Below are 13,299 nucleotides of genomic sequence, written 5' to 3' on the forward strand. Positions count from 1 at the left end.
CCACGGGAACACCGGGCCGCTAGGGGGTCGAATGTCTTCCCTGGGCCGCGGGGGAGCGGTAGACAGTTGCCGGGTGTTAATGCTCCGACGGGTGTTCGCGCGTTCCGACGCGGGACGCCGGAACCGGTGGTCGCGGCACCCGTCTGACGAATTGTTCGTTCACAGCGATGGCAGGAGGCCGCACAATGGGCCGCGTTGAAGACAAGGTCGTGCTCATCACGGGCGCGGCGCGTGGGCAGGGTCGCAGCCACGCGGTGCGGCTCGCCGAGGAGGGCGCCGACATCATCGCCCTCGACCTCTGCGAGGACCTCCCGGGTATCGACTACCCGATGGCCTCGGAGGAGGACCTGGAGGAGACCGCCCGCCTGATCGAGAAGGCCGGGCGCCGGGCGTTCACCGCGAAGGTCGACGTGCGGGACCGCGCCGCGCTCCAGCAGGCGATCGACGCCGGCGTGGCCGAGCTCGGCAAGCTGGACGTGGTGATCCCGAACGCGGGCATCGCGCAGCTCGGCCCGGGCCGCCCGCTCACCACGTTCACCCAGATCGTCGACATCAACCTGACGGGTGTGCTCAACACCGTGCACTCGTCGCTGTCCTACCTGCAGCCCGGGTCGTCGGTCATCATCGTCGGCTCCGCGGTCGGCCTGATGCCGGGTCACGGCGACCCCGGTCCGATGGGCCCCGGCGGCGCGGCGTACTCGGTCGCCAAGCAGACCCTGGTGCTCTACACCAACATCCTCGCCACGCAGCTGGCGCCGATGAGCATCCGGATCAACGCGGTGCACCCGTCCAACGTCAACACCGCGATGATGCACAACCCGTCGATGTACAAGATCTTCCGGCCGGACCTGGAGGAGCCCACCCCGGAGGAGGGCGTGCAGGGCTTCTTCGCGTTCCACGCCATGCCGATCCCGTTCGTGGAGCCGGAGGACGTCTCGCACGCCGTCCTGTACCTCGCCTCGGACGAGTCGCGCTACACCACCGGCACGCACCTGAAGATCGACGCCGGCGCCCTGGTCAAGCAGGGCAAGTGACGTCGTAAGCGCCCGGTGGCGGGTGGCCGTGACGCCACCCGCCACCGGGTCTCCGCCTACTGGAACGAGATCGGCGCGAACGCGCTGCTGCCGGTGTGGTTCATCGCGCCGAGCAGGCAGCCGCCGGCCACCGTCGCGCAGTCGACCGTCGCGACCGGCGAGCCGGTCTGGTCGAAGCCCTCGAACGTCGCGTGGACGGTCGTGGTCGCGGAGCCCGCGCCGTCGGCGTCGGTGGTCAGCGACTGCACGTTGACCATGTCGCACAGGAAGACGCCGGCCTCGGGCTGCGCGCACTGGGCGACGAACAGCTCCTCCGCGGCGCCGAAGCCCGCGACCGCGACGTCGACCGACTGGCCGTCGACCAGCCCGGTGGCCGGGGTGACGGTGACCGACGCGTCGGCGACCGCGACGCCCGCGACGAGCGCGGTGGCGGCGAAGGCGACGCCGGTGGCGGACAGGATTCGGTTGAACAAACGCATGGCAAATTCCCCGATCTGTTTTCGGATATTCGGCGACAACGGGCCCGCAGGGTGCCGTGATAGCCACCGGAAGTGGCGGATATCCCCCTGATGTCGCCGATCGTGACGCTATCGGCACGCTCTGTTGGCTGTCAACCAGACTCGGGGAATAATTGTTGCCGCTTCGCTGAATGGCGTCCGAAAAATTTCCAAGTTAGTGGACGGTGAATTTTTCGGACAACCCCTACCGCGTTGATCCGCGCATTGTTCGGGGTGGTCGACGCGGTGTGCCTCCGCTTCAGGGGTTCCGTCGTCGCCGCTCGCCGGCGGGTTCCGGTAGGGTGCGCCGGTCGGGCGGCGGGCAATTCGATCGGTAATCGCGGCCGACGCGGTCTTGAGGACGCGGGCGGCACCTGCCGCCAGGTCCGGCGGCTGGAGGATGCCGGACAGGCGGCACTCGCGGCGCGCTCCGCCGCACCGCCGCACACGATCACCACCGGCTACGTCGAGGAGCTCGTCATCGCGCCGGCGGTGCGGGACCTGTTGACGCTGTGCGAAGACCGGTCCTAGCCTCGGTGTGAGAGCGTTCTCACAACCCTGTCGGCCGCGCACTCCCGTTGGGGAGGTCCAGTGCTGAACACCGTGGTTCACGCATCCCTGCTCCTGTCCTTTGTGGTCTTGCCGGCCGCGTCGCCCACCGCTCCACCGGATCCGGCCACCGTGCCGCTGTCGGCCACCGCCGTCTGCGACAGCTACTGCGACGACCGCGACCCCGCTTTGCCGCCCAGCGCGCACCGGTCGTCGTCCCGGCCGTCCGCCGAGTCCCGGTCGATCTCCGTGGGACCGGTCTGCAACCTCCACTGCGACGAACGCGACCCCGCCCTCTCGGCGGGGGAGCGCGTGGCCCAGGCCGTGCCCGTCGGCGCCCGCCGGGTCGCGTTGCACTTCGACAGCACCGAGACCATGGGCTGGGCGGTGATCTCCGGCGGCGGTCAGGGCGACGAGGTCTGGCTCGACCGCTCCTACGACGCCGGGGTCACCTGGCAGCCCAGGCTCGGCTCGACCACGACACCGGCGGGCTACGGCGGCTGGCGCACGTCCATGCACAACGTGGACGACTGGGCGAACCTCGGTGTCGGGCTGCTGCGGGCGTGCGGCCGGCCGGTCGGGTCGTCGTCCATCGGCTGCACGAGCTGGTACCGCACAACCTGGAATGCCGGGAACCGCGCCACCGGGGCGGCCACCGCCCTGATGCAGCGGTACAACCCGAGCACCGGCCTGTTCGACACCACCGGCTGGTGGAACGCCGCCAACGCGCTCCAGGCGATCATCGACAACACGCGGGCGAGCGGCATGGGCAGCTACCGGTACGCCATCGCGCGGACCTACGACCTCAACCGGACCGCCTGGGCGGGCGACTTCGTCAACGAGTACAACGACGACGTCGCGTGGTGGGGCCTGGCGTGGATCGCCGCCTACGACCTGACCGGCGACCGCCGCTACCTCGACACCGCCCGCGCCGGCGCCGACCACGTCCACCGGTACTGGGACCGGACCTGCGGCGGCGGCATCTGGTGGACGTCGAGCCGGACCTACAAGAACGCCATCGCCAACTCGCTGTACGTCCAGCTCAACGCCGCGTTGCACAACCGGTTGCCCGGTGAGACGACCTACGTGCAGCGGGCCCGCGACGGCTGGCGGTGGTTCGAGGGCAGCGGGATGATCAACGGCTCGAACCTGGTCAACGACGGGCTCGTCACGTCGACGTGCCGCAACAACGGCCAGACGCCGTGGAGCTACAACCAGGGCGTGCCGCTCGCCGCGTTGACCGAGCTGCACCGCGCCACCGGCGACCAGGCGTACCTCGCCAGGGCGCGCGTCCTGGCCGACGCGTCGACGACGAGCCCGGCGCTCAACCCCGGCGGGATCGTGTTCGACAACGGCGGCGGCGGTGACGTGCCGTCGTTCAAGGGCGCCTTCGTGCGCGGGCTCGGTCAGCTGAACCGGGCGTTGCCGGACCGTCCGTACACCGCCTACCTCAAGAGGCAGGCGGACACGGCCTACGCGCGCGACCGGTCCAGCAGCGACTCCTACGACCAGCCCTGGGCGGGGCCGTTCCAGCGCAGCGACGCGGCGCGGCAGCACAGCGCGGTGGACCTGATGAACGCAGCGATCTGACCGGGCCACGGCAACGCGTAGAGGGGTCGAGAAGGACCCTGATGCGCCGATCCGCTGATCGCGCTGCACCCGAATGTTGGCAGTCGCGCAACTGTTCGCAGCACTTTCGTAATTTTAGTACGATCTTTCGTTGACTCTGTACAAAAGCCGCCTTACGGTCGCCTAGCCGGATGTGACCTGGCTAACACACCGGCTCCCGGGCTCCCTGCCCCCGAACCCCCTTGCCGAGTCGAGTCCCCTGCTCACCGGCTTAGTTCAAGGGAGAACCGCCGATGTCGTCCCCTGCCCGTCGCATCCGGTGGCTGCGCGCCGCCGGTTCCCTCGCCTCGATCGCGCTCGTCACGGCCGCGTCCCTGCCCGTCTCCTCGCCCGCGCACGCCGCGGCGCCTCCGCCCCAAGAGCCCGGGGTCACGCTCCGGGTCTTCGACATGCAGACCGAGCTCGCCCGGCTGTGCACCCTCAAGACCGGCCAGACACCGAACGTCGACAAGCTGATGCCGTCGATCAACTGGACCACCACCGCGGACTTCGGCCTCGGCGACCGCTTCCTGTCCGAGGTGACCGGCAACCTCTCCATCACCACCGCCGGCACCTACGGCTTCCGCCTCACCAGCGACGACGGCTCCCGACTGCGGATCGACAACGCGGTGGTGGTCGACCACGACGGCCTGCACGGCAGCGAGTCGAAGAGCGGCTCCGTCCAGCTCGGGGCCGGCTACCACGCCCTGCGGATCGACCACTTCGACAACGGGGGCGGCCAGCAGCTGACGCTGGAGTGGCAGCCGCCCGGCGCGACCGGGTTCAGCGTCGTGCCGAACGCCGCGCTCAGCACCGACTCGGGTGTGGTCCGCGTGACCGCACCGGGCCGCAAGGAGTGCGAGGGCGGCGCCGACGCACCGGGCGACGGTCTGCCGCTGACCGCCGTGCACCCCGCGTACTCCCTGACCAACCTGCGCCCGGCCGGGTTCGAGCCGCAGGTCAGCGGCATGGACTGGCTGCCGGACGGCCGGCTCGCCATCGCCACCTGGGGCGGCTCGAACACCAAGTTGGGCGAGGTGCACCTGATCAGCGGCGTCACCGGCGCCACCGACCCCTCGAAGGTGCGCACGCAGCGGATCGCCTCCGGGCTCCAGGAGCCGATGGGGATCAAGCACGTCGACGGCAAGCTGTACGTGTCGGAGAAGGTCGGGCTCACCGAGCTGAACGACACCAACGGCGACGGGGTGACCGACGACTACCGCCGCGTCGCGACCTGGCCGTTCGGCGGCAACTTCCACGAGTTCGCGTTCGGGATGCTGTACCGCGACGGCGCCTTCTACCTGAACCTGTCGGTGGCGATCAACTACGGCGGCGCCACGACCGACCCCCAGCCCGCGCCCAACCGCGGCACCACGATCAAGGTGGACAAGGCCACCGGCGCGGTCTCCTACCTCGCCGGTGGGCTGCGCACGCCCCACGGCATCGGGTGGGGTCCCGACGGCGACCTCTTCGTCACCGACAACCAGGGCGGCTGGCTGCCGTCGTCGAAGCTGGTGCACGTCAAGCAGGACCGGTTCTTCAACCACTACACCAACCCGGTCGGCCCGTTCGACAACCGCGCGATCACCTCGCCGGTGCTGTGGCTGCCGCAGAACGAGATCGCGAACTCGCCGAGCAACCCGGTGCAGCTGACCACCGGACCGTTCGCCGGGCAGATGGTCTTCGGCGACGTGACCTACGGTGGCCTGCAACGCGGCTTCCTGGAGAAGGTCGGCACCGAGTACCAGGGCGCGGTGTTCCGCCTGACGCAGGGGCTCGAGTCCGGCGTGAACCGGATCAGCCTCGGCCCCGACGGCGCGATCTACACCGGCGGCATCGGCGCGGGCGGCAACTGGGGCCAGGCGGGCAAGCTGAACTTCGGCCTGCAGAAGCTGACGCCCAACGGCGCGGAGGCGTTCGACATCGTCGCCATGCGGGCGATCCAGGGCGGTTTCGAGCTGGAGTACACCCAACCGCTGTCCGCCCAGACGGTGCAGGACCTCGCGGCCAAGTACCGGGCGACGCAGTGGCGCTACCTGCCGACGTCGACCTACGGCGGACCGAAGATCGGCTCGCAGGCGCTGACCGTGCAGTCGGCGACGCCGTCCGCGGACCGCAGGAAGGTCACCGTCCTGCTCTCCGGCATCCAGGCCGGGCACGTGGTGCACCTGCGCTCGCCCCGACCGTTCGCCTCCGAGTCCGGCAAGTCGTTGTGGAGCACGGAGGCCTGGTACACGCTCAACACCAAGCCGGGCACCACGGCCCGCACCGGGCCGATCAAGGGCCTCGCCGCGAAGTGCGCGGACATCAGCAACGCGGGCACGGCCGACGGCACGAAGGTCCAGCTGTGGACGTGCAACGGCACGGTCGCGCAGCAGTGGACGGTCGGGACCGACGGGACGATCCGCGCGCTCGGCAAGTGCCTGGACGTGCAACAGGGCGGTTCGGCCAACGGGACCGTCACCCAGCTCTGGACGTGCAACGGGACCGGCGCCCAGCAGTGGGTCGCGCAGCCCGACGGCTCGGTGCGCAACCCGAGGTCGGGGCGCTGCCTCGACGTGTCGGGCAACAACTCCGCCGACGGCACCGTGCTGCACATCTGGGACTGCCTCGACGTCGGCAACCAGAAGTGGGTCCTCCCCTGATCGCGGGGATCCGCGGGTCCGCCGGTCGCCCTGCCGGCCGGCGGACCACCCCTCGTCCCACGTCCAGGCAGTGAAGTCCAGGAGGACGACGTCACCATGACAAGATCCCCGCGAACCCGCACCGGCCTCGGCGCCGCCGCCCTGCTCCTGGTGGCCGCCGCCGTCCAGACCGCCGCACCGACGACCGCCGCCGCCCAAGCGCCCGCACCGCTCGGCCACTCGACGCCGCGAGCAGCGCCGGCGCCCTCGTTCCAGCAGGTCACGCTCGCCAAGGGCGTGGCCGAGATGGGCGAGCCGATCTCCATGACCGTGCTGCCCGACCGGTCGGTCCTGCACACCTCCAGGGACGGCACGATCCGGCTCACCGACGCCGCGGGCAACACGAAGGTGGCCGGGAAGCTCACCGTCTACTCCCACGACGAGGAGGGCTTGCAGGGCATCGCCGCCGACCCGAACTTCGCCACGAACCGCCACCTGTTCCTCTACTACGCGCCCCCGCTGTCGACACCGGCCGGCGACGCGCCCTCCGACGGGACCGACTTCTCCGCCTGGAACGGGGTCAACCGGCTGTCCCGCTTCGTGCTCAACGCCGACGGCACGCTGAACACGGCCAGCGAGAAGGTGGTCCTGGACGTGCCCGCCAGCCGCGGCACGTGCTGCCACGTCGGCGGCGACATCGACTTCGACGCCGCGGGCAACCTCTACCTGAGCACCGGCGACGACACCAACCCGTTCGCCTCCGACGGCTACAGCCCCCTCGACGAGCGCGCCAACCGCAACCCGGCCTTCGACGCCCAGCGCAGCGCCGGCAACACCGACGACCTGCGCGGCAAGCTGCTGCGGATCAAGGTCAACGCCGACGGCGGCTACTCCGTGCCGGCGGGCAACATGTTCGCAGCCGGCACGGCGGGCGCCAGGGCCGAGATCTACGCCATGGGCTTCCGCAACCCGTTCCGGTTCTCCGTGGACAAGGCGACCGGGGTCGTCTACCTCGGCGACTACGGCCCGGACGCGGGGTCGACAAGCGCCACCCGCGGCCCGGCGGGCCAGGTCGAGTTCAACCGCATCACCGGACCCGGCTTCTACGGCTGGCCGTACTGCACGGGCTCGAACACCACCGAGGAGACCTACAACGACCACGACTTCGCCACCGGCGTCTCCGGGGCGAAGTACAACTGCGCGGGTGGGCCGACGAACAACTCGCCCCGCAACACCGGCCTGCCGACGCTGCCCGCCGCGAAAGCGGCCTGGATCAAGTACGACGGCTGCTCCGTGCCCGAGTTCGGCTGCGGCAGCGAGTCGCCGATGGGCGGCCCCGTCTACCGCTACAACCCGAACCTCGACTCCGCCGTGAAGTTCCCGCAGTCCTACGACGGGCACTTCTTCGGCACGGAGTTCGGCCGCCGCTGGATCAAGGACATCACGGTGAACGCCAACGGCACGCCGGGCGCGATCACCGCATTCCCCTGGTCCGGCACGCAGGTGATGGACTCGGCGTTCGGCCCGGACGGCGCGCTGTACGTGCTGGACTACGGCACGGGCTGGTTCGCCGGTGACGCGAACTCGGCGCTGTACCGGATCGAGCACGTGACCGGCGGCCTCGCGCCGATCGCCAAGGCCGCCGCGGACAAGACCTCCGGCCAGGCGCCCCTGACCGTGACCTTCTCGTCGGCGGGCTCGTCCGACCCCGACGGCGACGCCATCACGTTCGCGTGGAAGTTCGGCGACGGCGGGACGTCGACGGCGGCCAACCCCCAGCACACCTACTCGGCCAACGGCGCCTACACCGCCACGCTCACCGTCACCGACAGCACCGGTCGGACGGCCACGGCGAGCGTGCAGGTGACCGTCGGCAACACGGCTCCGACCGTGACCCTGCACCTGCCGCAGCACGGGCAGCTGTTCGAGTTCGGCGACGCGGTGCCGTTCCGGATCAGCGTGACCGACCCCGAGGACGGCGCGGTCGACTGCGCCAAGGTCAAGATCAGCTACATCCTCGGGCACGACTCGCACGGCCACAAGCTGACCGAGGCGACCGGGTGCTCGGGCACCGTCCAGACACCCCAGGACGGCGAGCACGACCCCAACGCCAACATCTTCGGCGTCTGGGACGCGGAGTACACCGACAACGGCGGCGTCACCACCCACACCCAGCACGTCACCCAGCCGAAGAACCGGCAGGCCGAGCACCACGGCTCGGCCAACGGCGTCTCGGTCTACGACAAGGGCGCCGCGCACGGCGGCAAGGCGGTCGGCGACATCCACAACGGCGACTGGATCGCGTTCCAGCCCTACGTGCTGACCGACGCCACGACCATGACCGCGCGGGTGGCCTCGGCCGGTGCGGGCGGCGCCATCGAGGTGCGGGCCGGGTCCGCGACCGGCACGCTGCTCGGCTCGGCCGCGGTGCCGGTGACCGGTGGCTGGGAGACGTTCACCGACGTCAGCGCGGGCCTGACCAACCGGCCCGCCGGCACCACCACCCTCTACCTGGTGTTCAAGGGCGGCGCGGGCGCGTTGTTCGACGTCGACGACTTCACCTTCGCCACCGGTCCCCGCACCGGTCCGATCACCGGCATCGGCGGCAAGTGCGTCGACGTCAGCGGCGCGGCCACCGCGGACGGCACGAAGATCCAGCTGTGGACCTGCAACGGCACCAACGCGCAGCAGTGGACCACGGCGGCCGACCGGTCGCTGCGCGCGCTGGGCAAGTGCCTCGACGTGCGGTCCGGCGGCACGGCGAACGGCACGGTCACGCAGCTGTGGACGTGCAACGGCAGCGGCGCGCAGCAGTGGATCGCGCGACCGGACGGCGCCCTGGTGAACCCGCAGTCCGGGCGCTGCCTCGACGCCGAGGGCGGCAGCAGCGCCGACGGCACCGCGCTGCACATCTGGGACTGCAACGGCGCCGCCAACCAGAAGTGGACCGGGCCGATGACCACGACGACCGCTCGACCGAGGAGCAACTGATGTCCCGACTGCGATCCGTGCTGTCGACGATCACCGCGACGGCGGTGGTGGTCCTCGCCGCGGCGCCCGTCCCGGCGACCGCGGCCGATCCCCCCTACAAGGTGCTCGTCTTCTCCAAGACCGCGGGCTTCCGCCACTCGTCCATCCCCAACGGCATCCAGGCGATCCGCGACCTCGGTGCGGCGAACAACTTCACGGTGGACGCCACCGAGGACGCCGGGGCCTTCACCGGCGCGAACCTGACCCAGTACAAGACCGTGATCTTCCTGTCCACGACCGGTGACGTGCTCAACGCCACCCAGCAGGTCGCGTTCGAGTCGTACGTGCGCTCCGGCGGCGGTTTCGTCGGCGTGCACGCCGCGTCCGACACCGAGTACGAGTGGCCGTTCTACGGCGGCGTGGTGGGCGGGTACTTCCACTCCCACCCGGCGATCCAGCAGGCGACGGTGCGGGTCGAGGACCGCGCCCACGCCTCGACCTCCCACCTCGGCCAGGACTGGGTCCGGACCGACGAGTGGTACAACTTCCGGGCGAACCCGCGGGCCGACGTGCACGTGCTCGCGCGCCTGGACGAGGGCACCTACTCCGGCGGCAACATGGGTGACCACCCGATCGCCTGGTGCCAGACCTACCAGGGCGGCCGGTCCTGGTACACCGCCGGCGGGCACACCGAGCAGACCTTCGCCGAGCCCGGGTTCCGCGCGCACCTGCTCGGTGGCATCCGCTACGCGGCCGGCGTGACCGACGCCGACTGCCGGGCCGAGACCGGCTACACGTCGCTGTTCAGCGGCTCCGACACCAGCGGGTGGAGCCAGGCCGGTCCGGGCAGCTTCGCCGTCGCCGACGCCACCCTCACCTCACGAGGCGGGATGGGGATGCTCTGGTACTCGGCCAAGGAGTTCCGGTCGTACTCGCTGAAGCTCGACTGGAAGCTCGCCGGCGACGACAACTCCGGCGTGTTCATCGGGTTCCCGGCGAGCAGCGACCCGTGGTCGGCGGTGAACAACGGCTACGAGATCCAGATCGACCCCACCGACGCGGTCGACCGGACCACCGGCGCGGTGTACGGCTTCAAGTCGGCCGACATCGCCGCCCGGGACGGCGCGCTCAACCCGCCCGGCGAGTGGAACACCTACGAACTGCTCGTCGAAGGCGAGCGGTTGCAGCTGTTCCTCAACGGCGTGAAGATCAACGACTTCACCAACACCGATCCGGTCCGGAGCCTGCAACAGGGGCACTTCGGCCTGCAGAACCACGGCGACGGTGACGACGTGTCCTTCCGCAACATCCGGGTCAAGGAGCTGTCGGCCACCCGCACCGGTCGGATCACCGGCATCGGCGGCAAGTGCGTCGACGTCAGCAACGCGGGCACCGCGGACGGCACGAAGATCCAGTTGTGGACCTGCAACGGCACGAACGCGCAGCAGTGGACCCTGCCGGGTGACGGCACGATCCGCGCGCTGGGCAAGTGCCTCGACGTGCGGTCCGGCGGCACGGCGAACGGCACGGTCACGCAGCTGTGGACGTGCAACGGCAGCGGCGCCCAGCAGTGGGCCGCGCAGTCCGGTGGCGCGCTGCGCAACCCGCAGTCCGGGCGTTGCCTGGACGCGTCGGGCAACAGCTCCGCCGACGGCACCGCGCTGCACATCTGGGACTGCATCGGCGCGGCCAACCAGAGATGGACGTTGCCCTGACGGGTAGACCGGCCTGACCGGGGTGTCCCGCCGCGCGTGGTGCGGCGGGACACCTCTGCTCGTGCCGTTGCCGGAAATGACAGGGGGGCGCGGCGGCCCGGTCACACCACCATCCCGGTGGCCACGGGTGCTCGCGTCCACGACCGGTGTGCGTGACGATGACGTCATACCGCCGAACCGCGCCGCCGGGCTACCGATCGGCGGACAGCTGGGCGAGGGCCGCGGCCACGGTGCCGCCCCGGGTCGACCCCAGTGCGCGGTACAGGTCCAGTGCGGCGGTCCACCACCGCCGCGCCTCGTCGAAATCGCCCGCCGACGCGGCGAGCGCACCGAGTTCCTGGAGTGCGCGTGCTTCCTCGTGCTTGCTGCCGCAGGACCTCGCGCACCGGACGGCCTGGCGGAACGCGATCTCCGCCAGGACGTGGTCGCCCGCACGGTGCCGGACCCGGCCGAGCCTGCCGTACCCCTCGGCCGCGTCCAGGTCCGAGCCGAGTCCGATCGCGATCGCGATGGCCTCCTCGGCGTGCTCGACCGCGTCGGCGAAGCGGCCCAGCTCCATCTCCACGAGGGCCATGCTGCGCAACGTGATCCCGACGTTGCGGTGCGCGCCGCTGTCGCGGTACCAGCCGAGCGCGAGCTCCTGGTTGCGCAACGCCGCCGCGAACTCACCGCGCCTGCGGTGCACGGCCGCCTCGTTGGCGAGCGCGTTGCTCCTCCCGTGCCCGTCGCCGAGTTCCTCGAACAGCTCCCGCGCCCGTCGGTAGTGCTGCGCCGCTCCCTCCAGCTCCTCCAGCTCGACGAGCACCATGCCGAGGTTGTTGCGGGTGAGCGCCTCGGCGAGCGGGTCACTCGCCCGGACGCACGCCAGGAGCGCCTGTTCGTGGGTGGTCCGCCAGCCGTCCAGGGCCTTGGTCAGGAAGTAGTAGTCGCGCAACGCGTAGGCGAGCTGCCAGCGCCGTTCGTCGAGCCGGGGGTCGTCGACGGCGCACATCGCTTCGAGGTTCCGGCGTTCGAGGTCCAGCCAGCGCAGTGCGCCGTGGCGATCCGGGAGGTCGAGCAGAGCCGCTGCTCGTCCGGCGAGGGGGAACCGGAGCCGGTGCGGCATGACGATCCGCCCGGCGCGGTCCGCCATGTGCAGGTAGTGGTCGAACAGCCGCGCGACCGCCGCTCGTCGGTCTTCGGCGGCGTCGACCTGCTCGCACACCTCCCGCGCGTAGAGGCGCAGCAGGTCGTGCAGGCCGAAGCGATCGGATCCCAGGTCGAGGACGAGGTGCCGCCGTGCCAACGACCTCAGCAGCGCGGCGGCGGCGAGGGGTGGGACGTCGAGGAGCGCCGCCACGGCGTTCGCGCCGAACTCCGGGCCGGGGTGCAACCCGAGCAATCGGAAGGCGCCGGCCTCAGCGGACGGCAGCGACCGGACGGACCAGGAGAACACGGTGCGCACCGCGGAACGGGCGTCGTCGTCCTGGGTGTCGAGCACGTCGAGCCGCCCGTGCTCGTCGGTGAGGTCGGCCACGACACCGTCGAGCTCCGCGGACGGGGAGCGGGCGATCCGCTCGGACACGATGCGCAGCGCCAGCGGCAACCCGGCGCACAACCGCACCAACCTGCCCGCGGCGGGGTGACGAGCCCGGTCACCGACCTCCGCACGCAGGAGCGTCATGCCGACGTCCTCGGCCAGCGGCTCGACCCGGAGCGCGGTGGCCCCGTGCTCGACCACGAGGCCGCTGAGCTGGTGGCGGCTGATCACGACGACCATCCCCCCGGCGGGACCCGGCAGCAACGGCCGAACGTGGTCCGCGGACAACGCGTTGTCGACCACGACGAGCGCCCGACGTCCGCTCATCAACGTCCGGAAGTGCGCGGCGCGTTCCTCGACCGTGGCCAGCTCTTCCGGTCGTGCGTACCCGAGCGCTCTCAAGAAGCCCGCCAACGCGTCCTGCGGGCGCAGCGGCTCGCCTCCCCCGAAACCGCGCAGGTCGACGTGGAGCTGCCCGTCGGGGAACTCGTGGATCACGCTGTTCGCCCAGTGCAGCACGAGTGCCGTCTTGCCGACGCCTGCCATGCCGGACAGGACGACGAGCCCGCCTGCCCGCAGCGCGTCCAGCCGGGTCAGCAGGTCCTCGCGGCCGGTCAGCCTGCCGGCTCCGGCGGGGAGCTGGCGGGGCACGGTCTTGGTGACGGCGTGCGTCGTGATGTGCACGTCGCCGTGGATGGCACCGGCCTGCACCGCGAACGCCGCATCACCGGTGAGGCTGTTGTGCACGTCGCGTCGAGGGATCATGAACCGATTGTCGACTCG

General features: G+C 71.0%; 8 protein-coding genes. 6 read left to right on the top strand and 2 right to left on the bottom strand.

Annotated elements, in window-relative coordinates; translation table 11 throughout:
* Positions 1–185 precede the first annotated feature (185 nt).
* Positions 186–1,034: a mycofactocin-coupled SDR family oxidoreductase gene (locus tag AB0H12_RS39395; RefSeq protein ID WP_498776834.1), complete on the top strand. Its 849-nt coding sequence runs from the start codon at positions 186–188 to the stop codon at positions 1,032–1,034.
* Positions 1,035–1,090: 56 nt separating this feature from the next.
* Here AB0H12_RS39395 and AB0H12_RS39400 read toward each other — a convergent pair whose 3' ends face one another.
* Entirely contained in the window at positions 1,091–1,513 is a 423-nt protein-coding gene (locus tag AB0H12_RS39400) for an enediyne antibiotic chromoprotein (RefSeq protein ID WP_499630150.1), read from the bottom strand.
* A 231-nt stretch (positions 1,514–1,744) separates the two neighbouring features.
* Here AB0H12_RS39400 and AB0H12_RS39405 point away from each other — a divergent pair, with 231 nt between their 5' ends.
* From AB0H12_RS39405 to AB0H12_RS39425, 5 genes are all read left to right on the top strand, one after another.
* Entirely contained in the window at positions 1,745–2,062 is a 318-nt protein-coding gene (locus tag AB0H12_RS39405; protein WP_499630152.1) for a hypothetical protein, read from the top strand.
* A gap of 72 nt (positions 2,063–2,134) precedes the next feature.
* Positions 2,135–3,670: a glycoside hydrolase family 76 protein gene (locus AB0H12_RS39410; protein WP_499630154.1), complete on the top strand. Its 1,536-nt coding sequence runs from the start codon at positions 2,135–2,137 to the stop codon at positions 3,668–3,670.
* Between the two features lie 272 nt (positions 3,671–3,942).
* Positions 3,943–6,333: a ricin-type beta-trefoil lectin domain protein gene (locus AB0H12_RS39415; protein ID WP_499630156.1), complete on the top strand. Its 2,391-nt coding sequence runs from the start codon at positions 3,943–3,945 to the stop codon at positions 6,331–6,333.
* A gap of 96 nt (positions 6,334–6,429) precedes the next feature.
* Entirely contained in the window at positions 6,430–9,303 is a 2,874-nt protein-coding gene (locus AB0H12_RS39420; RefSeq protein ID WP_499630158.1) for a PQQ-dependent sugar dehydrogenase, read from the top strand.
* Positions 9,303–10,997 (top strand): ThuA domain-containing protein, encoded by a 1,695-nt coding sequence (locus AB0H12_RS39425; protein ID WP_499630160.1) that lies wholly within the window; start codon positions 9,303–9,305, stop codon positions 10,995–10,997. The genes AB0H12_RS39420 and AB0H12_RS39425 overlap by 1 nt, the downstream gene beginning before the upstream one ends.
* 190 nt (positions 10,998–11,187) lie before the next feature.
* Here the strand turns inward: AB0H12_RS39425 and AB0H12_RS39430 are convergent, their stop codons facing one another.
* Complete coding sequence (locus tag AB0H12_RS39430) at positions 11,188–13,281, bottom strand: tetratricopeptide repeat protein (RefSeq protein WP_499630162.1); 2,094 nt, start codon at positions 13,279–13,281, stop codon at positions 11,188–11,190.
* Between the last annotated feature and the right edge of the window lie 18 nt (positions 13,282–13,299).

Source organism: Actinosynnema sp. NPDC023794 (assembly GCF_040639675.1).
In the GTDB taxonomy this organism is placed as follows: Bacteria; Actinomycetota; Actinomycetes; order Mycobacteriales; family Pseudonocardiaceae; genus Actinosynnema; species Actinosynnema luteola.